Origin of the sequence: Nocardia sp. CA-120079 (assembly GCF_050955745.1) — a bacterium.
GTDB lineage: Bacteria > Actinomycetota > Actinomycetes > Mycobacteriales > Mycobacteriaceae > Nocardia.
Genome location: NZ_CP192088.1, coordinates 412,150 through 435,983, shown reverse-complemented (window position 1 = coordinate 435,983; position 23,834 = coordinate 412,150). Strand labels below are relative to the sequence as shown.

The following is a 23,834-nucleotide window of genomic DNA, read 5'->3' as shown; positions in this document are numbered from 1 at the left end:
GCCACCCCGTCCACGGCGCACAGGACGCACGCCCATGCGACCGCATCACACGGTTGTGCACCAACGGATTCCACCACGCGGACACCACAGTCGCCAGGCCCGCGATCGGCGAGCGTGCCCGAGATCCGGCTGGCGCACAGGTAGTGAGCACGACACATCGGCGTGCGGCCTCCTGCGAGCCTGAAACCTGCAACCCCGTCCACAGCGCACAGGACGCACGCCCATACGACAGCATCACACGGGTGTGCGCCAACGGATTCCACCGACCGCACACGACAGTCGCCATCCCCGCGATCAGCGAGCGTGCCCGAGATCCGGCTGGCGCACAGGTAGTGAGCACGGCACATGCGGTGCAGCCTCTGCGAGGGGGTGATTGGGTGTGCGACAGCAGGCTGCCGGGGGTGGGCTATTCGGCGGCGATTTCGGCGGCGGCGGTGTGAAAGGCTTGCAGGACGGTGGCTATGGCGGGGCGGGTTGCGGCGTGGGGGCGCGTGGCGAGTTCGTACAGGCGGGCGGCGCGCACGCCCGACAGGCGTAGGACAGCCAGATCCGGGTGCGCGACGGCCCAGCGGGGCATGAGGGCGACGCCGTAGTTGGCGGCGACGAGGGTTTCGATGACGCGGAAGTCGTTGAGGCGCTGGGCAATACGGGGTTGGACGCCGGTCATGGTTGCGATGGAGCGCAGCACGTCGTCGACCGGGAAGCCGCCGCGGACGCTGAGCCAGGTCTCCTCGGCGAGTTCGGCCGGGGTCACCTCGGTGCGAGTTGCGAGCGGATGGGTCGGTGCGACAACGACATCGGTGGGTTCGCGCATGATGACCGTGGTGCTGACGCGAGGACCCGCGATACCGGGTGAGCGCTCGTCGCGGTGGGTGAGAACGACGTCGTAGTCGGCGAGCAGCCGCGGCACTTCACTCGGCGGCAGGTCCTCGTCACGGGCGACGACCTCGACACCACTGTCGGCCAGTGCGGGCAGCACCCGCGGCAGCAGCAGCGCCGCACCGGACGGGAAAAGCGCGACCCGGACCCGGCCGCGGGCGGACCCGCGATAGTGCGCCATCTCGGCCACCGCACGGTCCATCGCGGCGAGCACCTCGTCGGCGCGCACAACAAGCGCGTGCCCCGCATCGGTCAGCCGAACCCGGCGCCCATCGGGCTCGAGCAATGCGACTCCCGCCTCCTTGGCGAGCACCTTGAGCTGCTGCGATACCGCTGAAGGAGTCATCGAAAGCGCCTCGGCCACAGCCGCGATCGTCCCGCGATCCGCGAATTCCCGCAGCACACGCAGCCGCTCAACCGCCATCGGCGGCCCAACCCGCACGTCCTCAGGCGGCTGCGACATGCGCCGCTCCTACAGCCGATAGCGAACCTGAGATTGCCGCCATCCCCGCACCACCCGATGGCGCACCCGCGTACGCCAACACTGCCACCGAAGGCAACGCCGCGACCAGAACCGCGACCCTCAACGACACCACGGCATACACCACCCCAACCCCCGATAGCGAAACCGCGACCCCTACACCACCCGATCGCACACCCACCGCATGCGCCAACACCCCCACCAAAGGCAACACCGCGACCAGAACCGCAACCGTCCATGACACCGCGGCATACGCCGCCCCTACGCCCGATAGTGAACCTGCGATCCATGGCGTTCTTGCGCGGCCCGATCGCGCAGCCGCAGCTTGTTCCGACATTGCAGCCGGCGGCGAGGCTGCGACCTCGGTCGCAAGTGCTGACACCGACGCCGCGACAGCGCCGCGCTCGCCGGTGTTGCCGACCGATCGCGCGGCGTCGGGAGTCAGAGAGGGACGACTGCCGAAAACCATTAAGTGATGCTACATCGACAGTGCACATTTATTCGATTGTTCTTATTGGTTTCATTACCGACGATAAGGAACGTGACCAATCGTGACCGCTTGCTCGGGCTTACCGTTGTCCTGCTCTGGGGGCTGAACTTCATTGCTATTCGGGTGGGGCTGGACCACTTTCCGCCGTTCTTCTTCGCTGCGCTGCGGTTCGTGGTGATCGCGGTGCCGGTGCTGGCGTTCGTGCCGCGGCCGAAGGTGCCGCTGCGGTGGTTGCTGCTGTATGGGATCGGGTTCGGGATTCTGCAATTCGCGTTCCTGTTCACCGCGATGCGCGCGGGCATGCCGACCGGGTTGTCCTCGCTGGTGCTGCAATCCTCCGCGCCGTTCACGGTTGTCCTGGGTGCGCTGTTCCTGCGGGAGCGGTTGCGGGTGACGCAGTTGCTCGGCATCGGCGTCGCCGTGGCGGGCATTGTGGTGATCGGGCTCGATCGCGCACAGCATGCGGCCCTGTTGCCGGTGCTGCTGACGCTGGCGGGCGGGCTCGGGTGGGCCTTCGGCAATGTCGGCTCACGTTTGGCCACGGCGTCCGGCGAGGTCAACCCACTGCATCTGACACTGTGGATGACGGCTGTGCCGCCGATCCCGATGTTCGCGCTGTCCGCGTTCATCGAAGGGCCGACGACCGGCCTGCATGCGTTGACCGACGTCACGTCCCCCGGCGGCTGGCACGCGCTGCTCGGCCTCGCCTACATCGTCGCGCTCGGCACCATCGCGGGCTCGGGTCTGTGGACCTACCTGATGAGCCGGTACCCGGCAAGCACTGTCGCCCCCATGTCCCTGCTCGTTCCGGTGGTCGGCATCCTCGCCGCCTGGGCCGCCTTCGGCGAGGACCCGACACCGCTGTCACTACTCGGCGGAGCCATCGTGATCGCGGGTGCGTTCGCCGCGACGAAGGCGGGACGTCGCGATGCGAATACCACAGCGGCGGAACCGGTTTCGCCCGCTACCCCGGTGTCGGAGCCGACCCTCGGCAAACAACCCCGACTGGTAGACGCCTGAACCGACCGCCATGCACTCGCCACAGCAGCGCAACCGTCCCCGACCGGCCCCGACCGCCCCCGCACCAGAGCCGCCCCTCGGGCAAACAACCCCACTGGTAGACGCCCGAGCCAACCGCCATGCACTCGCCACAACAGCACAACCGTCCCCGACCGGCCCCCGGCACCGAAGCCGACCCTCGGGCAAACAACCCCGACTGATTTACGCCCGAGCCGAGCGCCATGCACTCGCCACAACAGCGCAACCGTCCCCGACCGCCCCCGGCACCAGAGCCGCCCCCGGGGCAAACAAACCCGACTGATAGACGCCCAAGCCGAACGCCATGCGATCGCCACGGCAGCGCAACCGGTCCCGACCGTCCCCGGCACCGAAGCCGACCCTCGGCAAACCACCCCGACTGGTAGACGCCCGAGCCGACCGCCATGCGATCGCCACAGCAGCGCAACCGTCCCCGACCGGCCCCCGACGCCGGAGCCGACCCTCGGCAAACAAACCCGACTGGTAGACGCCTGAGCCGAGCGCCATGCGATCGCCACAGCAGTGCAACCGTCCCCGGTACCGAAGCCGACCCTCGGGCAAACCACCCCACTGATAGACGCCCGAGCCAACCGCCATGCACTCGCCACAACAGCACAACCGGCCCCGCCCCCCACGCCCCCCCACGCCGGAGCCGACTCTCGGCAGGCGACCCTGGTTCGTACGGCCCAGAGCCATCGCGCAGGTCCATTTCTGTCTCGCCCACACAGCGTGCGATAAACAGCCCAGCTCAGCTGTACGCGATTTACCTGCCCCCTTTCGCCAACATCGCCATAACGACGCTCTGACCTGCGAAGTTTGCGTACAACCCCGGGTTCCAGAAACCAACTCGACCCGGTCACACCGCCCGGTAGTGTCTGCCCCGCTGTATTCGTGACCTGGTCGAATGCGAGGACGACCGGGTCCGGCGGCGGCAGGGGTGGGTCGGCTCACCCACAAGCAGTCGCTTTACAGTGTTCGGCGGCGGTAGAGATCGGTCCGAAGGCTTAGGGCAGCAAAGAAGCGCATGGCACATCAACGGTGGACCGTTTCGCGAAGAACGATGCTTCGCGGCACGGTTGCGATGGGGGCAGCAACGGCGGCGGCGCTGACGGCCGGGGGGCTGAGACCGGCGCCTGCCGCGGGTAGTCCCGGCGGCGGGCGGGTCGCGGTGCTCGGCGGTGGGGTCGCGGGATTGACCGCGGCGCACGAATTGGCCGAGCGGGGGTTCCAGGTCACCGTATTCGAGAGACGTGCGCTCGGTGGCAAGGCGCGTAGTATTCCGGTGCCGGGCAGCGGGTCGGGCGGACGGCCGGATCTACCAGGTGAGCACGGCTTCCGCTTCTTTCCCGGCTTCTATCAACACATTCCGGACACCATGCGGCGAATTCCGTTCGCGGGCAATCCGAATGGCGTTTGGAATAATCTGATCGGCGTGCCGGAGGCGCGTTTCGCCCGCCGCGGCGGCGATGATTTCCGACTTCCCCTTGGCCCCAAGGCCCGCACGAATTTCACTCCGGACGCGTTCCGCGAAACGGTGGGCGCGGCAATCGCGACGGCCCTGAAAATGCCCGCCGAGGAAGGCGCCTACTTCGCCGATCGCCTGCTGGTATTCAACTCCAGCTGCGATGCCCGGCGGTTAGGACAGTGGGAGCAAACCTCGTGGCGTGATTTCGTAGGCGGCCATCAGCGCTCCCACGAATTCCGCGCCCTGCTCTCGCGCACACTGACCAGCATCATGGTCGCCGCGAAGGAGGATGTCGCCAGCGTCCGCACCATCGGCACCATGGGCGAACAGTTCCTGGGCAACCCCTTCGAAATCGGCAACGACGGCGCGCTGGACCGGGTGCTCAACGGCCCGACCAATTCGGTATGGATCGATCCATGGGTGCGGCGTCTGCGCGACCTCGGCGTGCAATTCGCGGTCGGGGCCGAGGTACGCGGGCTGGAGGTGCGCGATCGGCGGATCGCCTCGGCCCGCATCGTCGATGAAAACGGCGCACAGCGCAGCATCGACGCCGACTATTTCGTGGTCGCGCTGTCCGCCGAACGGGCCCGCGCGCTCTGGTCGCCCGACGTACTCGAGGTGCGCCCGGAACTGGCGGCGATGGATCGCCTCTTCGTCGACTGGATGAACGGAATCCAGTTCTATCTGCGCAGACCGATGGATATTTCACACGGTCACACCGCCTATATCGATGCCCCGTGGTCGCTGACCTCGATCACCCAGAATCAGCTGTGGACGCGCAAACTCACCGAATTCGGCGACGGCACAGTGCAGGACTGCCTCTCGGTCGATATCTCCGACTGGAACTCCCCCGGCATGCTCTACGGCAAGCCCGCCAAGGAGTGCACGCACGAGGAGATCGCGCGCGAAGTGTGGGCGCAACTGCGGGCGCATCTGAACGACCGCGACGACCTGTTGCGCGATGCCGATCTGCATTCCTGGTTCCTCGATCCTGGCATCAGCTGGCAGGAGTCCGAGCGGCGCAATGCCAACGCGGATCCGCTGCTGATCAATACCGCCGGATCGTGGGAGTGTCGGCCGCAGGCCCACGGCGCGCTCGAAAACCTGTTCCTGGCAGGCGATTACGTGCGCACCAATGTCGATCTGGCAACCATGGAGGGCGCCAACGAATCCGCGCGCGACGCGGTCAATGCCATTCTCGACGTTTCGGGTTCGAATGCCGAACGCTGCCGCAAGTTCACGCTCTACCGGGCCACCGAACTGGAACCGCTGCGCCGCATCGATGCCGACCGCTATGCCGCGGGCCAGCCGAACCTGTTCGACGTGCGACTGTGATCGATCTCCCCTCGCGGGAACATAATTCGATCGTCGGCGACCCCGTGCCGGTGCTTTGATCGAAGAATGGGCGAGATCACCGACACCAATCAGATCACCGACCCGGGCGAGCTGCGGCAGTTGCTCGGGGAGGTCATGCCGCGAGCCGCGACGAAGGAGCGCGTCGCACTGCATCCGCGCGACCGCGACTGGATCGCGGCCACCCCGTTCATCGCCCTCAGTACCAGCGATGCCGACGGCAATTGCGACACCTCACCGAAGGGCGATCCGGCCGGATTCGTGAAGGTGCTCGACGACACCACCATCGCCATCCCGGAACGGCCGGGGAATCGCAGGGGCGACGGCTACCTGAATATCCTCAGCAATCCGCACGTCGGGCTACTGTTCATGATTCCGGGCCGCCGCGAAACGCTGCGCATCAACGGCCGGGCGCGCCTGGTTCGCGACGCACCGTATTTCGACGACATGGTGGTCAAGGGCCATCGGCCGATCCTGGCGGTCGAGGTCGATATCGAGCAGATCTTCTTCCACTGCGCCAAGGCGTTCATCCGCAGTCACCTGTGGGAACCGGAGCAGTGGCCGGTCGACAATCTGCCCAGTGCGGCCCGGCTCGTCAAAGAGGTCCAGACCAATGTGACTGAGTCGGTGGAGGAGTTGGAGCGTTACTACTCGCCGGAAAACTACAACGCCAAGCTGTATTAGACAAACGTAAGCACTGATCTCGTCAGCACATGGGTAACTCGTCGGGTACGCCCAACAGTCGTCCGACACAGATCTGACGGCCCGGAACGGGAATCTCCCCGTGCTCGACGACCGGCAAAAGTTCCGGGGAGGCGGGGGAGCTGGGCCGCAGCGAATGCGCCGCCGGGCAGAACACATAGACTCGCGGCGTGGCAGACATAACGGTGCGCGGGCGACTCGCGCTGCGGGCGGCGGCGGCAGCGTCGTGGGCCTCGCAGAAGGCGGGCCGCGGCAAGGGGTCGATGATCGGCGGGCTGATCGCCCTGCAGATCGATAAGACGATCATGGATCAGCTGGGCCGCGGGCGGCGTACCGTGCTGGTGACCGGCACCAATGGCAAGTCGACCACCACCAGGATGACCACGGCCGCACTGAGCACCCTCGGCAAGGTCGCCACGCAGGCCGATGGCGCGAATATGGACGCGGGCATCGTGGCCGCGCTGAGTGCGCACCGCGGGACGCCGCTGGCCGCGATCGAGGTGGATGAACTGCATCTGCCGCACGTCACCGATTCGCTGAATCCGTCCGTGGTGGTCCTGCTGAACCTCAGCCGCGATCAGCTGGATCGGGTCGGCGAGATCAATATGATCGAGCGCAAGCTGCGCGCCGGACTGGCGCGGCATCCGCAGACCGTGGTGATCGCCAACTGCGACGATGTGCTGGTGACCTCCATTGCCTACGACCACCCGAATGTGGTGTGGGTCGCGGCGGGCAGCGGTTGGTCGATGGATGCGACGAGTTGCCCCCGCAGCGGTGAGCCGATCGTCTGGGAGGGCGCGCATTGGCGCAGCACCGGCACGGATTTCGAACGGCCCGAACCGAATTGGTGGCTGGACGGCGATGAGCTGGTCGGACCCGACGGTGTCCGGCTGCCGCTGAAATTGGCGCTGCCCGGACGGGCCAACAAGGGCAATGCTGCGCAGGCGGTCGCCGCGGCGGTCGCCCTCGGTGCGGATCCGGCGGCGGCGGCGACCGCGGCGGGTACGGTGCGCGAGATCGCCGGTCGCTATCGGACGGTGCAGGTCGGCGAGCACGCCGCCCGGCTGCTGCTGGCGAAGAATCCGGCCGGCTGGCAGGAGGCGCTGTCGATGATCGAGCCCGATTCGGCCGGTCTGGTGATCGCGGTGAACGGGCAGGTGCCCGATGGCGAGGATCTGTCCTGGCTGTGGGATGTGCGATTCGAGCACTTCGAGGGCATTCAAGTGGTGGCCGCCGGTGAGCGCGCCACCGATCTCGCGGTGCGCCTGACCTATGCCGGAGTTCGGCACACCACGGTGCCGGATCCGCTGCATGCCATCGCATCCTGTCCGGCGGGACGGGTCGAGGTCCTGGCCAACTACACCGCGTTCCGCGATCTCAACCGCGATCTGGAGGAGCGAGAATAATGTCAGCATCGCGTAGCGATTCGATGGGGGGTGGTGGCCGGGTGACGCGCGGGCACGAATCGACGGTACGAATCGGCTTGGTGCTGCCCGATGTGATGGGCACCTACGGCGACGGCGGCAATGCGCTGGTGCTGCGGCAGCGGCTGCGCATGCGCGGCCACGACGCCGAGATCGTCGAAATCACGCTGTCCGACCCGGTTCCCGAGTCGCTCGACATCTATACCCTTGGCGGAGCGGAGGATTCGGCGCAGCGACTGGCCACCCGGCATCTGCAGCGCTATCCCGGCCTGCAGCAGGCCGCCGCGAAAGGCGCTCCGGTACTCGCCATCTGCGCCGCCATCCAGGTGCTCGGCCACTGGTACGAGACGTCCACCGGCGAGCGCGTCGACGGCGTCGGCCTCATTGATGTCACCACCTCTCCGCAGGCCAAGCGCGCCATCGGCGAGGTGACGACCACCCCGCTGCTCCCCGGTCTCACCGCGGCCCTCACCGGCTTCGAAAACCATCGCGGCGGAACCAAACTCGGCGGCGACGCCACCGGGCTCGCGCACGTAACCCGCGGCGTCGGCAACGGTGTCGGCGACGGACTCGAGGGCGTGGTCCAGGGCTCGACCATCGGCACCTACATGCACGGCCCCGCCCTCGCCCGCAATCCGGAACTCGCCGACCTCCTGCTCGCGCGCGTCCTCGGCGTGGATGAACTCCCCCCACTGCACCTCCCCGAGGTAGACCAACTCCGCCGAGAACGCCTGCGCGCCTGAGCGCTCACCTGGTTGTCCATAGCGGGCGCAACCAGGTTGCCAATGCGCATGGCGGATTTGGGCGCGATGTCCGATATACGGACAACGCGCCGGGTCTTCGCCGGGAGCCTCGGCGGAATACGCAGTGATGCACGATACGCTCCCGCTATGGCGACGATCACAACAACGGAAACGGAACTGCTCGAGGAAAAGTCGGCACCGGCGGATCATCGGCCGCCGCTGATCACCCGGCTTCGGGCATGGCGACCGCGCCCACTACATGCTTCGGCAATCGTCACCGGCGTCGTCGCACTTACGTCGTTCGAAATGTCGTTTGCCGCATTGCACGATCTGTCGGTGCGAAACCTGGTGGCTCCGGCGCTCGCCGCGAATGTGCCGATCGCCATCGACGGATTGGTCATCGGTTCGATCATTGCCACCGCCACCTTCAAGCGGCGAAGTTCGGCCTGGTGGTACGCCACCGCGCTGTTCGTCTTCTGGACCCTGGTGTCGGTGGCCGGAAATATCGAGTACGCGCGCGAAATCGGGGGTAGCCCCGTGTCTTTGTCGCTGTACGCCGGTATGCCGTTGACCATGCTGTTCGCGGTGCATCTCACCCTGATGCTGTTCGGGCGCGGCCGCACGGCGGAGCAGGCCCCAGCAGCGCAGCAGACCCCAACAGCGCAGCAGACCCCAACAGCGCAGCAGACCCCAACAGCGCAGGAGGATCGCACACCGGCGATGCCAGAGCACCTCGCACCGGTAACGCCAGAAGTCCGCGATCAAGCGGCAGAGCAGGATTGGGACCTCGCGCAGGACGATTGGGACGACCCGGCAGAGGATGATTGGGATTCGGTGCCCGAGGAAGAGCGTGTCGTGTCCACTCGGGGCGCCGCGATCCTGGAGAATACCGACCCGCTGCCTGTCGCTCCGAAAAAGCTGCTGGCCAGCGCACTGCCTCGGACAGCAGCCGCACCGCGGATCACCCCGACATTCGCGACCAACGGCGCGGGCGGCAAGACAACGATCAACCCCTTCTGACTCGAAACTGCTTCAGCCACAATCGGACACGTCGATGGAGTAAGCGATGGCTTTTACCGTTTGGCAAGACCAGGGCGTAGAACAATTCCGGGAGGTCGCGGGCCGGCTCGCGTCGGTGATCCAGAGCGGCATCGATCGCTCGGGCGCGTTGAACCAGTTCGCGGAATCGATCAGCAGCGGAGAAACATTCACCGATCTGATGATCGAATACGCGTCCCGGTGGTTCACCGAAACCGGCGGCCGCTCGACCTTGATCGGTCCGGAGTTGTTCTGGTTGCTGTCCGAGCCGAACCCGCGCCGGGTATCCGGCGCCGGCCTGCGTGTCCAGGATTCGTATCTGGATACCGAATTGACGGCCGGACAGCGAGCCCGGATTTTACTGCTGATCTGCGTATACGAGGCGCTGGCGCAGAACCAATGGGGACCGGAAGGCATGGCGGACCACGTGATCGCGACCAACGGGGTCGGCTAGCTCAGCTGGGCTCCGGCATGGTGCAGAGGTCGTGCACCAGGCGCATTTTTTCGAGCACCGGGTCGGGCAGGACGAAGGGGTAGAGGTCGTCGTGGCCCATTGAGCGGTTGACCATATTGAGCGACCAGGCGAGGGGAAGCCAGAGGTCGATAATGTGGTCGAAGCCGGCGCGGCCGACTTGGGGACGGTCCAGGGTCGCGCCGGCGGGGGCGATGCCGAAGGCGGCGGCGGTATCGAGGGTGTCGCGGATGTGCAGGTAGTGCGCGAAGGTTTCGGCCCAGTCCTCGGCGGCGTGCATGGTGGCGTAGGAAGAGACGTAGCCATTTTCCCAGCCCGCGGGTGCGCCCGCGGAGTAGTGGTGGTCCAGTGCCGCTTGGTAATCGGCGTCGGGATCACCGAACAGATTCCGGAAGCGTTGCGCGGCATCGTCATCGGCGACCAGCACCGAGAAGTAGTAGTGGCCGATCTCGTGGCGGAAATGGCCGAGCAGGGTGCGGTACGGCTCGTCCATCTCGATCCGCAATTGTTCGCGATGCGGGTCGTTGGCCTCGGCCAGATCCACGGTGATCACACCGTTCTTGTGGCCGGTGACAACCCGGTCGGTGGCGCTGGAGAGCAGGTCGAAGGCCAGGCCGGTGTGCGGGTTCCGGTCGCGGCCGACGACTGGCAGACCGAGTTCGACCAGTTCCATGATCAGTCGGCGCTTGGCGGCCTCGGCCTCGGCGAAGGCCCGCAGGCCCGCGGCGTCGAGATCGTTGGGGCGGGTGCGGGTCAGGCGACAGGATTCGCAAAGTCGCGGTCCGTCATTGCCATCCGCGGGCAACGGCGAAGCAGTGATGTGCCAGGCATCTTCCGACGTACCCGAGGGAGGCGGCACGATCGAACTGACCGAGACCTCGGTACCGGGCACGGGCACCAACCAATTGCATTCCGCCACATGCAAGTTGTCGCAGAGCCGGAAGCGGTCGCGATCGACAACGCCGCGCGACCGATCCACCGCCGCGTCGCCCGGCGGATCGCCGATCACCACCAGCGCGCGATCGGCGAGACTGAAACCCAGTGGGCTGGAACAGGACAGGCACACCGAATTCTCGAAGGCCAACTGTTGTCCGCAGTTCGGACAGGTGAAATCGCGCATATGGCTACACCTCTACCGGCGCCACGTCGACGGATACGGTGATCGAGCTCTCCTTGGCGTCGGTGTAGATGATGCCACGCATCGGGGGCACATCGGCGTAATCGCGACCCCATGCGACGGTTACGTACCGCTCGTCGGCGAATTGGCCGTTGGTGGGGTCGAAGCCGATCCAGTGACCGGTCCGGTCGTGCGCGGTATCGCCGGGAACCCATACCGCGGACCACGCGTGCGTCGCGTCCGCGCCGACCATGCGTTCCTTACCCGGCGGCGGATCGGTTGCCAGATAACCGGATACATAGCGCGAGGCCAGCCCGTGTGAGCGCAGGCAGGCGGCGCCGATCCTGGCGAAGTCCTGGCAGACGCCCGCACGTGCGGCGAAGACGTCGGCGACTTTGGTGGATACCGTCGTCGAGCCAGATTTGTAGGTGAAGTCGTCGTGGATGCGGGTGTTGAGTTCGGTCACCGCTTCCAGCAGCGGCCTGCCGGGCGTGAAGGATTCGGCAGCGTATGCGGTGACCTCGGGGGTGATCTCAGGCGGATGCAGGTCGAGGGTGAATTCCACCGCCAGCGGACCAGTGGCGGTGGACGGACGGGCCTGCTCCCAAGGCTTGCCGGTGGCGCTCACCGCGGTCGCATCGGGTATGTCGACCTCGACCACGGATTCCCCGGTGACCACGAGCTTCGTATGTTCTGCCGTGACATGGAAATACGAGGTGGTGTTGCCGTACACGTCGGTGCCGATCGAGCGGTCCGACGGTGTCGGATCGATATGGATCTCATGCGAGAGCAGGCGCTGTCCGGGAAACTCCCGCGGTGTCAGATAGGCGCGCCCATAGGAGCTGGTGACCTCGTCGGAATATTTGTAGGTGGTGCGATGCTCGACCCGGTAGTGCCGGGCGGCGGCGTTGCGCGCGATCATCCAACGACCCTCGTGCTACCCCACAGCGGCTGGATGCCCACCGGCAGTGCCAGTTTCGTGGTCTCGAAGGATTCGGAGATCTTGCGCAACCGCAAATGCACGCCCTCCAGCAACTCGGCCAGTTCGGTACGCCGGCCCTCGGCATCGGTGATATCCAGATCGGCAGGATCCACTCGGCGCAGCATGCGCTGGGCATCGGCCAGCAGTCGTTGCGGGCGTGAGGATCCCGACGCGCCCGGCAGCGCCTGGAAGTCGGCGTCGAGCTGATCGAGCTGATAGGCCAGCGAACGCGGATTCCCGGCGTCGAAAAGCAGCAGTCCGGCCACCGCCGATACCCGCACCGAATCCCGGTGCCGCCGACGGTAACTCACCGACGACTCGGTCGCCCGCAGGACCGTTTCGGTGACCACCCGCTCGGCTTCCGGCGGATAGACCGTCGTCAGCGCGGCCGCGAGTAATGCGGTCAAAGACAGGCCCCGCTCGATGCGCTTGCCGATATCCATGACGTACCAACCGGTGTCGCGCACCAGCGATTCGGCACCGATACCGGACAGTGAAAGCAGTGCCGCCAACGACAGCGAATGCAGCGCCGACAATGCCGATTCCTGATCGTCACCGGTGAATCGATACTCTTCCAGCGCCCGATCCACCGCACCCAGAATCATCCAGGTATCCACCGACAACTGATCGCGCACCGCCCGCGCCGCCGACCCGTACCGATTGATCGCAAACGCCATCGCCCCCGGCATATCCCGATCAACGGTCAACGCCACCAAATAGTCATGCCCCTCCCGCCCCTCCTCGGGCACCGACCGTGCCGTAATCGCCGCAACCGGCTTCGCGGAATCAGCGGCGCCCGATGCCGCTCCCGAGGCGCTCGCCCCTTGTCCACCCGACTGCGACGATCCCAGCTCATCGGAGCCTGAAGCCGCTCCCCTGACACCCGGTCCTCGCCCGGCCGCCTGCGATTGCGTCTGCGATCCGGGCGCTTGCGATGCAGGACCGGACCCTGGCAGCTGCGCACCGGAATTCGCATCCAACCCGGGCTCGCCGGAACCAGACGGCGCTCCCGTTGCCTGGGGCCCTTGGCCAGCCGAGCTCGACGCAGGCGGTTCCGCTCCGGCCGGACCCGGCGCCCCTGCTGCACGCGGACCGGGTCCTGCCGCCTGCGATTGCGTTTGTGACCGTGCAGCTGGCTGGCGCGACTCCGCCCCAATCGCACCGGCATCCGCTGGCCCGGCAGCCTCCGTGGCCTTGCCACCGCCTGACCCACTCGTCGCGGAACCATGGACACTGGCACTCGAATCATGCTCTCCACCAGGAGAACTCGGCTCAGCGGCCACCTTCTCAACTACCCCGGCACCATGCACACCACCGGGCAGCACACTGAGCGGAGCCGGCGTTCCGGTGGTGCGGGCCAGCGCGGCCATGAGTACGGGTAGCGCGTCGGCGCCATCCAGCCAGGGACGGTAGCGGTAGTCCTGGTAGCAGTCGTGTGTTGCGATCAGCTGGCGCACAACAGCTTCCGCGCGCTCGCTGTAGCGACCCATCCAGAACAGGTCGTTGAGCACGCGGGGGGAGCTGACCGGCTCGATCGCCGGGGCGCGACGTTCGCGTTCCTCCTGGGCGGGTTCGGTGCTGATGGCGGCCACTGCGGTCGGCGCGGCGCGGACCCAAATGTCTTTGGCGGCAACCTTTATGACTACCCGCTCGGGTTGCAGGCGTTGGCGCAGTTGGCCGAGGCCACCTTCCATTGCGGTATAGCCGCCGCGTCGGGCGAGCGAGAACAACCGCATACCGACCGGCGCCGAGGCGAGTCCGCCGTAACCCTGCACTGCGGGCGCGACCGAGAACTGCGCGGGCTCCTGCCCGACCCACTGCCAGCCGCAGTCCTCGATCCGAGCGGCGAGTTCCGCGCGTTCGGCATTCGACAGTTCCGGACCGAACAGCGTCGCACCGTCGACCGCCGAGCAAATGATCAGTCGATCCAGATTCGCGATCAGATGCGACCGTTCGCTGTCATTGCCACCCCAGTACGTCGGCGCACTCTCGAGCGCCAACTCCTCGCCGAGCAGAGCCCGCGAGATCCGCGGCAGGAATCCGGCCAGCGCGGGATTCTCCAGCAATCCGCTGCCGATCGTATTCACCACGGTCACCGCACCGCGTCGCAGCACCTCCACCAGCCCGACCACCCCGAGCCGCGAATCCGGCCGCAGATCAAGCGGATCGGAGAATTCGGCGTCCACCCGCCGCAGCACCACATCGACCCGCTTCAACCTGCCGAGCGAGCGCATCCACAGCGCACCGTCGCGCACCACCAGATCCGCGCTCTCCACCAGCGGAAAACCCAGCGTCGAGGCGAGATAGGCCTGGTCGAAGGCGGTTTCGGAATGCACACCTGGACTGAGCACCACGACGACCGGATCATTGTCATCGGCCATCGGCGCGGACTCGATCAACATCAATCGCATGGCCCGCGCGAACGGCGTGAGCGGACGCGGATTGGAATGTTCGAAGGCCTCGGGAATCGCCGTCGACACCACCCGCCGATCCGCCAGCGCGTATCCGGCACCCGACGGCGCCTGCGCCCAGTCGGCGATAACGCGGAACTGTCCGTCGCTCCACCGGCTGAGATCGCAGGCGTGCAGGAACAACTGGTGCCGCCCGGGAATCGTGATGCCATGCGCGGCCCGCACATATCCGCGATTGCCGAACACGACCTCCGGCGGCAGCAGACCGGTGGTGATGGTGCGGCGCGCGCCGTAGATATCGGTGAGCACCTCGTCGAGCACCCGCGAGCGCTGCACCAGCCCGGCCTCCAGCCGAGTCCAGTCGTCGGCGGAGACCAGCAGCGGAATCGGATCCAGCCGCCAGGCGGTCGGCATGGGCGGTTCGCCCGCCGCACCCACCTCGGTGTAGTAGATGCCGTCGTCATCGATGAGCCTGCGCACCCGGCTGTCCAGCCGCCCGAGCCCGGTCGTGCCCAATTCCACGAAATCGGCGGACAGCTCCGACCACATGCGCCGCACGCCACCCGCTGGATCGACCAGCTCGTCGTAATACCCGCCGGTCGGCCGACCGCATTCGTCGTAGCCCGCGGTATCGGCACCCTCGGCGCGATATCTGGCGAACTGTTCCGCGACCTGCTCGCGGACACTCAGCCGTCCGGCATTCAATAGCGTCGTCTCGGATTCCCGAGCACCCGAGCCGCGCGCTTCGTCGCGCATAGTCACCGCGCCGACCTCCGCCCCTCGCTTACCGATCGCTGACCAGTCCCCACACCGTGCGCGCCCGCCGCAGATCGAGGATGCCCGGCGCACCGATGTCGATGGACTGTGCTGCCATCTTCGCACGTAGCACCCCTGGATCGACCCGGGAAGTGGTGTGGCCCGCCGCCTCGAACCGCCGGTTGCGGCGCGATTGCGCAGCCACCGCATTGACCGGCGGCTCCGCGTAGGCCATGCCGCCCGGATGCGCTACGTGATAGGTGCAGCCGCCGCGGGACAACCCGGTCTCGGCATCGATCAGATCGAATACGAGCGGCGCGTCGACGGTGATGGTCGGATGCAGCGAATTGGGCGGCTGCCAGGCGCGATAGCGCACTCCGGCCACTTGCACATCGGCCTTGTCGGTGGCGAGCAGCGGCACCGGCATCCCATTGCAGGTCACCACGAAACGGTCGCGGTCCGCGCCGACCACCCGGACCTGCAACCGCTCCACCGAGGAGTCGACATAGCGGGCGGTGCCGCTCGCCACGGTCTGTTCGCCGAGGGTATTCCACGGCTCGATCGCGCCGCGCAGTTCGAGTTCGACATCGCCGAGCACCACGGTCCCGATGCGCGGGAAGCGGAATTCGGTGAACGGGTCGAGCCAGCTGGTGTCGAATTCGATGCCGTGCGCGCGCAGGTCGGCGGCCACCTCGGCGATATCGGTCATCAGGAAATGCGGCAGCAGATAGCGGCCGTGCAAATTCGCGCCGTGCCGAATCAGTCCGGCCCGCAACGGTTCCGCCCAGAACCGGGCGACCAGGCCGCGCACCAGCAGCGACTGCACCATGGCCATCTGGAAATGCGGCGGCATCTCGAAGCCGCGCAGCTCCACCAACCCCAGTCGGCCCCTTGCCGTTTCCGGATTGTAGAGCTTATCGATGCAGAATTCGGCGCGGTGGGTATTGCCGGTGAGGTCGGTGAGCAGATGACGCAGCGCGCGATCGATATGCCACGGTGCGTCCGAATCCCTGCTCAGCCGAGCGATTTCGGCGAAGGCGATCTCCAATTCGTACAGCGCGTCCTCGCGGCCCTCGTCCACCCGAGGCGCCTGTGAGGTCGGGCCGACGAAGCGACCGGCGAACAGATACGACAGCGCCGGATGCCGCTGCCAGTAGGTCAGCAGCGACACCAGCAGATCCGGGCGGCGCAGCAGCGGTGAGCGCGCGGGGGTGACCCCGCCGAGCGTGATGTGATTGCCGCCGCCGGTTCCACTGTGCGTCCCGTCGACATCGAAGGATTCGGTGCCGAGCCGGGCCAGTCGGGCCTGCTCGTAGAGCGTCGAAAGCAGTTCGGCCTGTTCGCCGAAGGAGGCGGTCGGCTGCACATTCACCTCGATCACGCCGGGATCCGGCGTCACCGAGAGCGTGCGCAGCCTGGCATCGACGGGCGGAGCGTAGCCCTCGAGCACCACCGGCTGATCCACCGCCGCCGCGGCGGCCTCGACGCGCTGGATCAGCTCGAGGAAGTCGTCGAGTTCTTCCAGCGGTGGCAGAAAGACGTGCAGTCTGCCATCGCGGACCTCGCCGACAAGTGCGGTGGTCGGCTCCCGATCCGGGTCATCCACCACGGCGGATGGTTCGGTCCGCGGTAACTGTAGCGGTCCCAGGAACAGGGGATCACTGTCCGGGCGCGGACCCGGCGGCTGCCATGAGACGGCATCGAGGGGCAACCGCAGACCGGCCGGAGAGTCGCCCTCCGACAATACGATTCGCCCCTCCGGCTGGTCGGACGACTTGCCGCGCCGCATACGCCAGTCGGCGCTGGCCCAACCGGCACCGTCCGCGCGGCGATACAGCGAAAGCAGATAGGCGGCGGGTGCGGTCACGGCCGTGTCGAGCCGCGCCAACAATTCCTTGCGCGCCCGCGCCGAATCCTGTTCCAGATCATCGGCCGGGTCAACCGGATCACCTTCGGGCGCACGGACACTGCCCGCCAGCCGGGCCAGCGGGTCTTCGTAGGCCGGACGCACCTGGGTGTCCGGCAGGCCGAGACTTGCGGCGATATGCGCGATCAGCGACCGGGCGGATTCGGGACCGGCGGGTGCCGGCAACGGGGTACGAACAGTGGATGCGGTGCCTGGAGCCGACCCATCCCCGGTCATCGCGGTAGGGAATCCACCGCCTGAAACATTCGAATGAGACTGCGGCCCTGACGAAGTCGCGCGGCCACTGATCGAACCGTGCTCCAGCACCGCGAGTTTCCCGACGCCATCACCTGGCCCGAAGCCGACCACTGAGCCATCGCTCGGCACCGCGCCATCAGCCGCAGTCGAACGCTGCCGTGTCATATCCCCCGAGTGCTCAGCCATCGGCTCCACACTGACGGATTCCCCCTCCGCCACCGAGGCAACCATCCTCGGTGGCGTCCACGGATCAGCAAGCAGATCCTGACGCGTCCAGACGGGTGCACCATCGGCGCGCCACGCGACCGCAATCTCCCAGCGCGGCAACGGTTCTCCCGGATACCACTTACCTTGCCGATACTGCACCAACCCGGTCGGCGCATAGATGCGACGCAACCGATCGGCGAGATCGACGGCGCGTTCGCGTTTGCGCGCCCCGTCCGCCTCGGTCGTCCATTCCGGGCTGGTCTGATCATCGATCGATACGAACGTCGGCTCGCCACCGATGGTCAGCCCGACATCGGCCACGCGCGCGTCGACCGCCGCACCCGCGGCCGTGATCCGCTCCCACTGGGATACGGTGTAGGGCAATGTGGTTCGCGGATCCTCATGCACCCGCCGCACGGTATTGGCGAAATCCATGGTCGTCTCGGTCCGCCCGGTCGTGCCGGTGATCGGCGCCGACGAGGTCGGATGCGGTGTCGCGGCCAGCGGTATATGCCCCTCGCCCGCGAACAGTCCGGAGGTCGGATCTAGGCCGACCCAGCCCGCACCGGGCAGGAACACCTCGGTCCAGGCATGTAGATCGGTGAAATCGGCGGGCGGTCCCGACGGCCCGTCGAGTGCGGGCACGTCCTGCGCCAACTGCACCAGATATCCGGAGACGAACCGCGCCGCCAGCCCGAATTCCCGCAGTATCGACACCAGCAACCACGCCGAATCACGGCACGACCCGATCGCGCTGCGCAGGGTGTGGTCCGGCGATTGCACACCGGGCTGCATCCGAATCATGTACCCGACGTCATCGCGCAGCGCCTGATTGACCGCGACCAGGAAATCGATGGTGCGCGGCCGATCGGTCGGCGTATACGCGCGCACCCATTCGCGAACCAGCGCACCGGGTCCCGAACCCGGCTCGGATTCATCGACCGGACGCAGATACGGATCCAGATCCGCGACCAACTCCGGGCTGTAGGCGAACGGAAAGTGCTCGGCGACATCCTCGATGAAGAAGTCGAACGGGTTGATCACCTCGAGATCGGCGATCAACCCGACGGTGATGGACAACTCCCGCGCCGGATTCGGGAAGACCAGCCGGGCAAGGAAATTCCCGAACGCGTCCTGCTGCCAGTTGCAGAAGTGATCGCCCGGGACGACCCGCATCGAGTACGCCTCGATCCTGGTCCGCGAATGCGGCGCGGGCCGCAGTCGCACGACATGGGGGTGGACCTGCACCGACCGGTCGAAGGTGTAGGTGGTCCGGTGTTCGAGCGACACCTTGATGCCCATGCAGCAAGTTCATCACAACCGAGCCGGCTGCATTCGAATTGCGGTCTTCCCGGGGCCCTGCGTGGTTACGCAAGCTGCCGCCTCCGGGCCCGTCGCGCACACCGCGGGGACGCAGCCTGAACAGTCGGTTTCCGGACAGCCGCCGTCGGCGATGCTGTCGCGCGACACGCGACCGATCTCCCACCACCTGTCCGGGACGGATGCTATGACCGATTCACGAACCGATCTCGTCTGGAGGCCATATGCGCACGCCGACGTGTCCGTCCTGCGAATCCGCCACCGACCACTGCCACGGCACCCTCATCGTCCACCTCGGCCGCACCGCCGAATGCACCGATGCGGACTGCATCGATCTCGACCACGCACGGCACGCCTTCGTCGTCGACTGCGGTGACATTGCCGGCGGCTGCGCCTGCGCGGCACGGGACGTCACGCGCACCGCCCGAGCTAGTAGGTCAACGCGAAGGTGAGCAGCAAGGTGGTCTGGAAGTAGCCGCGCCACCAGGAGTAGCCGAACCAGACATTGGGCGTGACCTCACGGATCTCGTCGTAGACCTGCGGGGTCGGTGACGGGGCATAGTTCAACGCCCAGGTCGGCCCGCCATCGGTGATCGCAGGTGCGGTGTACACATCGGCCTGCCAGGCCTCGAGGCCCGCCTGGGTGACCCGGTTCACCAGAAACCCACCGTCGGGGCCGGTGTAGAACGTCTTACCGATCCACAAAGCCGGGGCCACCACCTCCATGATGGGAGGCCTGGTCACCCAGCCGTTCGTAACTCCCCTCGGCACCTCGCCGCGCGGGGCATTGCGGAAAATCGCGTCCTGCTGTTCGGCCGAGCACTGCGACCGCAGCGAGTCGATGGTGGCGGTCGGATTGTCGGGATAGAGGACACACCCGCCGCCATAGTCCACCGCCGTATCGACGACCTCGGCATCGGCAACCTCGGGGTCGACGATGCCGGAGTCGGCGGCGGCGAGGCCTGCCCCCAGGAACAGACTGGGAAATCCCAGTGTGAGCACCGCGGTGCCCATGAAAAGAACTCGGTTTGCGCGCATTGCTGTCTCCAGAACTCACCACACCCGGTCCCCGACCCTGTATCGATCGTAAGACGGTGGCCTCGCAGACATCTGGTTAAAAATCGAACTGTTATCTGGCGGCTCGGGGCTGCGGACACCGCTGTTACCGCGCCCACTAGGCTGGACGACGACACTTTCCGCAGAGAGGACAAGCCGTGCAGCCCGGTGGTCAGTTCGATATGCAGCAATTACTCGCCCAGGCGCAGCAGATGCAACAGGCGGTGATGCAGGCCCAGGCCGAGATCGCGGCGACCGAAGTGCAGGGGCAAGCCGGTGGCGGGCTGGTCCAGGTCACCATCAAGGCGACCGGTGAGGTCGTCACGCTGAGCATCGATCCGAAGATCGTCGACCCAGACGATGTCGAGGGGCTGCAGGATCTGGTGATCGGCGCGGTCAACGACGCCATGTCCAACGCGCAGCAGCTGGCTGCCGAGCGGCTCGGCCCGCTGGCCGGCGGCGGGTCGCTGCCGGGTCTGCCCGACTTCTGATCCGGGGACGTCTTTGTACGAGGGCCCGGTCCAGGATCTGATCGACGAGTTGGGCAAGTTGCCCGGCGTCGGTCCGAAAAGCGCGCAGCGCATCGCATTTCATCTGCTCCAGGTCGAGCCGCCCGATATCGACCGGCTGCAGGCCGCTTTGCAGAAGGTGCGTGACGGCGTGCAGTTCTGCATTGTCTGCGGCACGGTCTCGGATAACGAAATGTGCCGCATCTGTTCGGATCCGCGCCGCGACCGCACCATGATCTGCGTGGTCGAGGAGCCGAAGGATGTGCAGGCCATCGAGCGCACCCGCGAATTCCGTGGGCGCTACCACGTGCTCGGCGGCGCGCTCGATCCGCTCAGCGGCATCGGACCGGATCAGCTGCGCATTCGAGAGCTGTTGGCACGCATCGGCAATCAAGAGGACGGCGTCGATGTCAGCGAGGTGATCATCGCGACCGACCCGAATACCGAGGGCGAGGCGACGGCCACCTACCTGGTGCGGATGCTGCGCGATTTTCCGGGATTGTCGGTGACGCGTTTGGCATCCGGTCTGCCCATGGGCGGCGATCTCGAATTCGCCGACGAACTCACTCTCGGCCGCGCGCTATCGGGTAGGCGGGCACTGTAGCTTGCGTTCGGCCGTGCACGGGTTACTGTGTCGGGGATGAGCATCGAGTTCTTGCTGACCACGCTCGTCATCGTCGCCACACCCGGCACCGGCGTACTGTTCACGCTGGCGGCCGGACTTTCCCGGGGAACGAAGGCCAGCGTGATAGCGGCCTTCGGCTGCACGCTCGGCATCATTCCGCACATGGTCGCGGCCGTCACCGGACTGGCCGCACTGCTCAATGCGAGTGCCGTCGCCTTCCAGACGCTGAAGTATCTCGGTGTCGCCTACCTGCTGTACATGGCGTGGAATACGTTCCGGGACAAGGGCGCACTGGCCGTGCCCGAAGCGGAGGCCGGAACTCCTTCCGCCCGGCAGGTGATCACCTCGGCGGTGCTGCTCAATATCCTCAACCCGAAGCTGACGATCTTCTTCTTCGCCTTCCTGCCCCAGTTCGTGCCGACCCTTTCGAGCGACCCGCAAGCGATCGCCGGCGATACCGGTGCCCCGAATGCGTTGGCGCGCATGCTCGAACTGAGCGGGCTCTTCATGCTCGCCACCTTCGTGGTGTTCGCGATCTACGGTGCCTGCGCGGCCGCCGTGCGCAACCAGGTGATTTCCCGGCCCGCCGTGGTCACCTGGATGCGCCGGGTATTCGGGGCCTCGTTCATTGCCCTGGCCGGTCGGCTGGCGGTACAGAACCAGTGAGCGTCAGACGGTGATTCGACTCCAGGGCAGGGCCCGCAGCCGGGTGCGGTCGTCGATCGCCCAATCCCAGATCAGGTCCGCGACGGTCTGCGGGTCGGTGACGGTGATGCCGAAGTGCTTCTCCGGTGCGCCATCTCGATATTCGAGGGTGAATGTCCCGGACTTGTCGCGGTAGGTCTGGATGTAGACCTGCTCGTCACGTTCGACGACCAGATACGGATTCGGCGGGGCCAGCTCGAAAATCCACTGGTCGGCAAGGGCTTTCGTCAAATAGGGGAACTCGCCCGCGCCACCGTGGGTGACCAGCGCGGGCACATGTCCGGTCGGATCCATCAGCCAGGCCAGCTGCGGATCGTAGACGGCGTAGTTCAGCGGTGTCGCGATCTCGAACAGCAACTGCCGGACAAATCCGATCGCGTCGTACGGGCAGGGCACGTGTAATACCGCACCGGTCGCCGCGCCGCCGACCGGAACCGTGCTCAGGAATCCGTCCTGCTCGGGTAGTTCGGCATTGCGCCTGTTCAGCTCCGCCGCCATCGCCACGACCGGTTCCGTCTCGGGTCGCCCCTGCTGGGTAGCCAGATACGCGTCGACCTGCGCGATCGTCATCGCGACACCGGACGGCAACAAGACGTGGTCGTAGCTCACCAGAACAGCGTACGGGGGAGTAGGAAGTGGACAGCTGATCACCAGGTTGACTCTCCCGTGGGGGGAGAGTGTTCGCTGGAGGGTATGGCAGCGACAGTTTCGATTGGGGAGTTCGCCCGGCTGACGTATCTCAGTGTGAAGACGCTGCGGTACTACCACGAGGTCGAGCTGCTGGAACCCGTTGCGATCGACGCGGGGTCGGGGTATCGGCGGTATTCGGTCGATCAGGTTGCGCAGGCGCATCTGATCCGTCGGCTGCGGGGGCTGGACATGCCGTTGCCGGAGATCAAGGCGGTGCTGGCGGCCGCGAATACCGAGGCCCGCGATGCCGCGTTGCGGGCGCATCTCGAACGCATGGAAGCGGAGTTGCAGCGCACGCAGTCGGTGGTTGCTTCGCTGCGCTCGCTGCTCACCCCGGCCGCGCCGATCACCGTCGAATACCGGTCGATCGCGGCATTTCCGGCACTCGCGTACGTCGATTCGGTGAGCCGGGATGCGATCGGCGACTGGTGTGCCGCCGCATATCCGCTGCTGCACGAGACGTTGGCCGCGACGAATATCGCACCCGCCGGTGTCGACGGCGCGACCTATTCGATGGAATTCTTCGAGGACGACGGTGGCGAGGTCGCCGCTTTCATCCCGATTCCGGCCGACCCGCGGATTGCGCTACCGAGTGAACTCTCGGTCATCGAACTGCCCGCGCGCCGGTTCGCGATCACCGTGCACTCGGGCCCGTTCGACGATTTCGACCGCACCTACGGCGCCCTCGGCAGCCATGTCGCCGAACACGACACTTCGCTCGCCGAACCCGTCCGTGAGCTGTACGTCCTGGGTCCAGGCGAAATCGATGACCCCAATGCCTACCGCACCGAAGTCTGCTGGCCCATCGGTCGGCTCTGAAAGAAGGAGAACCACAATGACACTCACGATCGGGCATATCACCTTCGACTGCGCCGACGCCGCGGCGCTGGCCGGTTTCTGGTCCGAACTGTTGAACCGTCCGTTGGACGAGAACGCGAGCCCGGAGTTCGCCACGGTCGGTATGGCCGAAGGCGTGGCCCCGGTGCTGATGTTCATCCAGGTGCCGGACAAGACGCCGGGCAAGAATGTGATCCACCTGGACCTGAAGGCCGCGGACTGGCGCGAGCAGATCGATCGCGCGATCGGCCTCGGTGCCAAGCACATCGGCGATTTCGACGAGTACGGCACGCAATGGGCGACGCTGGCCGATCCGGAGGGCAATCTCTTCGATATAGCGGCCGGATAAGGAAAGGCCCGTGTATCGGGC

General features: G+C 66.5%; 20 protein-coding genes. 13 read left to right on the top strand and 7 right to left on the bottom strand.

The features are described 5' to 3' along the window. Positions 1 to 406: 406 nt before the first annotated feature. Positions 407 to 1,303, bottom strand: coding sequence for a LysR family transcriptional regulator (locus ACQPYR_RS02055; RefSeq protein WP_433634978.1), 897 nt, complete (start codon positions 1,301 to 1,303; stop codon positions 407 to 409). Positions 1,304 to 1,901: 598 nt separating this feature from the next. Between ACQPYR_RS02055 and ACQPYR_RS02050 the strand changes: the two genes are divergently transcribed. The 7 genes from ACQPYR_RS02050 to ACQPYR_RS02020 all read left to right on the top strand — a co-directional run bounded on the left by ACQPYR_RS02050 (position 1,902) and on the right by ACQPYR_RS02020 (position 10,067). Then, a complete protein-coding gene (locus ACQPYR_RS02050; RefSeq protein WP_433626922.1) occupies positions 1,902 to 2,870 on the top strand; it encodes an EamA family transporter in 969 nt (322 codons plus the stop codon). A gap of 1,099 nt (positions 2,871 to 3,969) precedes the next feature. Beyond that, a complete protein-coding gene (locus ACQPYR_RS02045) occupies positions 3,970 to 5,688 on the top strand; it encodes a hydroxysqualene dehydroxylase (RefSeq protein WP_433626920.1) in 1,719 nt (572 codons plus the stop codon). A 66-nt stretch (positions 5,689 to 5,754) separates the two neighbouring features. Beyond that, positions 5,755 to 6,390, top strand: a complete 636-nt coding sequence (locus ACQPYR_RS02040) for a pyridoxamine 5'-phosphate oxidase family protein (protein WP_433626917.1) — start codon at positions 5,755 to 5,757, stop codon at positions 6,388 to 6,390. Positions 6,391 to 6,578: 188 nt separating this feature from the next. Then, the gene (locus ACQPYR_RS02035; protein WP_433626915.1) at positions 6,579 to 7,814 is read left to right on the top strand and encodes a MurT ligase domain-containing protein; all 1,236 of its coding nucleotides are present in this window, start codon (positions 6,579 to 6,581) and stop codon (positions 7,812 to 7,814) included. A 23-nt stretch (positions 7,815 to 7,837) separates the two neighbouring features. Continuing rightward, positions 7,838 to 8,575, top strand: coding sequence for a type 1 glutamine amidotransferase (locus ACQPYR_RS02030; RefSeq protein WP_433634977.1), 738 nt, complete (start codon positions 7,838 to 7,840; stop codon positions 8,573 to 8,575). Between the two features lie 147 nt (positions 8,576 to 8,722). After that, positions 8,723 to 9,595 carry a DUF2637 domain-containing protein gene (locus tag ACQPYR_RS02025; protein WP_433626913.1) on the top strand — a complete coding sequence of 291 codons (873 nt, stop codon included), beginning with the start codon at positions 8,723 to 8,725 and terminating at the stop codon, positions 9,593 to 9,595. Between the two features lie 46 nt (positions 9,596 to 9,641). Continuing rightward, positions 9,642 to 10,067 carry a hypothetical protein gene (locus ACQPYR_RS02020; RefSeq protein WP_387294122.1) on the top strand — a complete coding sequence of 142 codons (426 nt, stop codon included), beginning with the start codon at positions 9,642 to 9,644 and terminating at the stop codon, positions 10,065 to 10,067. 1 nt (position 10,068) lies between these two features. Here ACQPYR_RS02020 and ACQPYR_RS02015 read toward each other — a convergent pair whose 3' ends face one another. From ACQPYR_RS02015 to ACQPYR_RS02000, 4 genes are read right to left on the bottom strand one after another with little or no spacing between them, the layout of a single operon-like run. After that, positions 10,069 to 11,205 (bottom strand): zinc-binding metallopeptidase family protein, encoded by a 1,137-nt coding sequence (locus ACQPYR_RS02015; RefSeq protein WP_433626910.1) that lies wholly within the window; start codon positions 11,203 to 11,205, stop codon positions 10,069 to 10,071. A gap of 4 nt (positions 11,206 to 11,209) precedes the next feature. Then, positions 11,210 to 12,124 carry a transglutaminase family protein gene (locus ACQPYR_RS02010; protein WP_433626907.1) on the bottom strand — a complete coding sequence of 305 codons (915 nt, stop codon included), beginning with the start codon at positions 12,122 to 12,124 and terminating at the stop codon, positions 11,210 to 11,212. After that, positions 12,121 to 15,351, bottom strand: a complete 3,231-nt coding sequence (locus tag ACQPYR_RS02005) for a circularly permuted type 2 ATP-grasp protein (protein ID WP_433634976.1) — start codon at positions 15,349 to 15,351, stop codon at positions 12,121 to 12,123. The genes ACQPYR_RS02010 and ACQPYR_RS02005 overlap by 4 nt, the downstream gene beginning before the upstream one ends. Before the next feature lie 28 nt (positions 15,352 to 15,379). Next, positions 15,380 to 19,024 carry a DUF2126 domain-containing protein gene (locus tag ACQPYR_RS02000; RefSeq protein WP_433626905.1) on the bottom strand — a complete coding sequence of 1,215 codons (3,645 nt, stop codon included), beginning with the start codon at positions 19,022 to 19,024 and terminating at the stop codon, positions 15,380 to 15,382. 242 nt (positions 19,025 to 19,266) lie between these two features. Between ACQPYR_RS02000 and ACQPYR_RS01995 the strand changes: the two genes are divergently transcribed. Continuing rightward, positions 19,267 to 19,494, top strand: a complete 228-nt coding sequence (locus ACQPYR_RS01995) for a hypothetical protein (protein WP_433626902.1) — start codon at positions 19,267 to 19,269, stop codon at positions 19,492 to 19,494. Here ACQPYR_RS01995 and ACQPYR_RS01990 read toward each other — a convergent pair. Next, positions 19,472 to 20,080 (bottom strand): hypothetical protein, encoded by a 609-nt coding sequence (locus tag ACQPYR_RS01990; protein ID WP_433626899.1) that lies wholly within the window; start codon positions 20,078 to 20,080, stop codon positions 19,472 to 19,474. The two genes, ACQPYR_RS01995 and ACQPYR_RS01990, sit on opposite strands and share 23 nt — an antisense overlap. A gap of 176 nt (positions 20,081 to 20,256) precedes the next feature. On the opposite strand from ACQPYR_RS01990, the gene ACQPYR_RS01985 reads away from it, so the two are divergent. From ACQPYR_RS01985 to ACQPYR_RS01975, 3 genes are read left to right on the top strand one after another with little or no spacing between them, the layout of a single operon-like run. Then, on the top strand, positions 20,257 to 20,589 hold the full coding sequence (locus ACQPYR_RS01985) for a YbaB/EbfC family nucleoid-associated protein (protein WP_387294117.1): 333 nt from the start codon (positions 20,257 to 20,259) through the stop codon (positions 20,587 to 20,589). Between the two features lie 13 nt (positions 20,590 to 20,602). After that, positions 20,603 to 21,211: a recombination mediator RecR gene (gene recR, locus ACQPYR_RS01980; RefSeq protein WP_040685989.1), complete on the top strand. Its 609-nt coding sequence runs from the start codon at positions 20,603 to 20,605 to the stop codon at positions 21,209 to 21,211. 36 nt (positions 21,212 to 21,247) lie between these two features. After that, positions 21,248 to 21,898 (top strand): LysE family translocator, encoded by a 651-nt coding sequence (locus tag ACQPYR_RS01975; RefSeq protein WP_433626897.1) that lies wholly within the window; start codon positions 21,248 to 21,250, stop codon positions 21,896 to 21,898. 3 nt (positions 21,899 to 21,901) lie between these two features. Here the strand turns inward: ACQPYR_RS01975 and ACQPYR_RS01970 are convergent, their stop codons facing one another. After that, the gene (locus tag ACQPYR_RS01970; RefSeq protein WP_433626895.1) at positions 21,902 to 22,546 is read right to left on the bottom strand and encodes a hypothetical protein; all 645 of its coding nucleotides are present in this window, start codon (positions 22,544 to 22,546) and stop codon (positions 21,902 to 21,904) included. Positions 22,547 to 22,630: 84 nt separating this feature from the next. On the opposite strand from ACQPYR_RS01970, the gene ACQPYR_RS01965 reads away from it, so the two are divergent. Together ACQPYR_RS01965 and ACQPYR_RS01960 are read left to right on the top strand one after the other, a co-directional pair. Continuing rightward, positions 22,631 to 23,446 carry a MerR family transcriptional regulator gene (locus tag ACQPYR_RS01965; protein ID WP_433626893.1) on the top strand — a complete coding sequence of 272 codons (816 nt, stop codon included), beginning with the start codon at positions 22,631 to 22,633 and terminating at the stop codon, positions 23,444 to 23,446. Positions 23,447 to 23,462: 16 nt separating this feature from the next. Next, positions 23,463 to 23,813, top strand: a complete 351-nt coding sequence (locus ACQPYR_RS01960) for a VOC family protein (protein ID WP_433626890.1) — start codon at positions 23,463 to 23,465, stop codon at positions 23,811 to 23,813. Positions 23,814 to 23,834: the final 21 nt, after the last annotated feature.

Excerpts from the sequence above, each read along its gene's own strand:
- ACQPYR_RS01975 (WP_433626897.1), top strand. The coding sequence starts at position 21,248 with ATGAGCATCGAGTTCTTGCTGACCACGCTCGTCATCGTCGCCACACCC.
- ACQPYR_RS02045 (WP_433626920.1), top strand. The coding sequence starts at position 3,970 with ATGGGGGCAGCAACGGCGGCGGCGCTGACGGCCGGGGGGCTGAGACCG.
- ACQPYR_RS02025 (WP_433626913.1), top strand. The coding sequence starts at position 8,723 with ATGGCGACGATCACAACAACGGAAACGGAACTGCTCGAGGAAAAGTCG.
- ACQPYR_RS02005 (WP_433634976.1), bottom strand. The coding sequence starts at position 15,351 with ATGCGCGACGAAGCGCGCGGCTCGGGTGCTCGGGAATCCGAGACGACG.
- ACQPYR_RS01990 (WP_433626899.1), bottom strand. The coding sequence starts at position 20,080 with ATGCGCGCAAACCGAGTTCTTTTCATGGGCACCGCGGTGCTCACACTG.
- ACQPYR_RS01960 (WP_433626890.1), top strand. The coding sequence starts at position 23,463 with ATGACACTCACGATCGGGCATATCACCTTCGACTGCGCCGACGCCGCG.
- ACQPYR_RS02055 (WP_433634978.1), bottom strand. The coding sequence starts at position 1,303 with ATGGCGGTTGAGCGGCTGCGTGTGCTGCGGGAATTCGCGGATCGCGGG.
- ACQPYR_RS02015 (WP_433626910.1), bottom strand. The coding sequence starts at position 11,205 with ATGCGCGATTTCACCTGTCCGAACTGCGGACAACAGTTGGCCTTCGAG.
- ACQPYR_RS02010 (WP_433626907.1), bottom strand. The coding sequence starts at position 12,124 with ATGATCGCGCGCAACGCCGCCGCCCGGCACTACCGGGTCGAGCATCGC.
- ACQPYR_RS02000 (WP_433626905.1), bottom strand. The coding sequence starts at position 19,024 with ATGGGCATCAAGGTGTCGCTCGAACACCGGACCACCTACACCTTCGAC.
- ACQPYR_RS01995 (WP_433626902.1), top strand. The coding sequence starts at position 19,267 with ATGCGCACGCCGACGTGTCCGTCCTGCGAATCCGCCACCGACCACTGC.
- ACQPYR_RS02020 (WP_387294122.1), top strand. The coding sequence starts at position 9,642 with ATGGCTTTTACCGTTTGGCAAGACCAGGGCGTAGAACAATTCCGGGAG.
- ACQPYR_RS02040 (WP_433626917.1), top strand. The coding sequence starts at position 5,755 with ATGGGCGAGATCACCGACACCAATCAGATCACCGACCCGGGCGAGCTG.
- ACQPYR_RS02030 (WP_433634977.1), top strand. The coding sequence starts at position 7,838 with ATGGGGGGTGGTGGCCGGGTGACGCGCGGGCACGAATCGACGGTACGA.
- ACQPYR_RS01965 (WP_433626893.1), top strand. The coding sequence starts at position 22,631 with ATGGCAGCGACAGTTTCGATTGGGGAGTTCGCCCGGCTGACGTATCTC.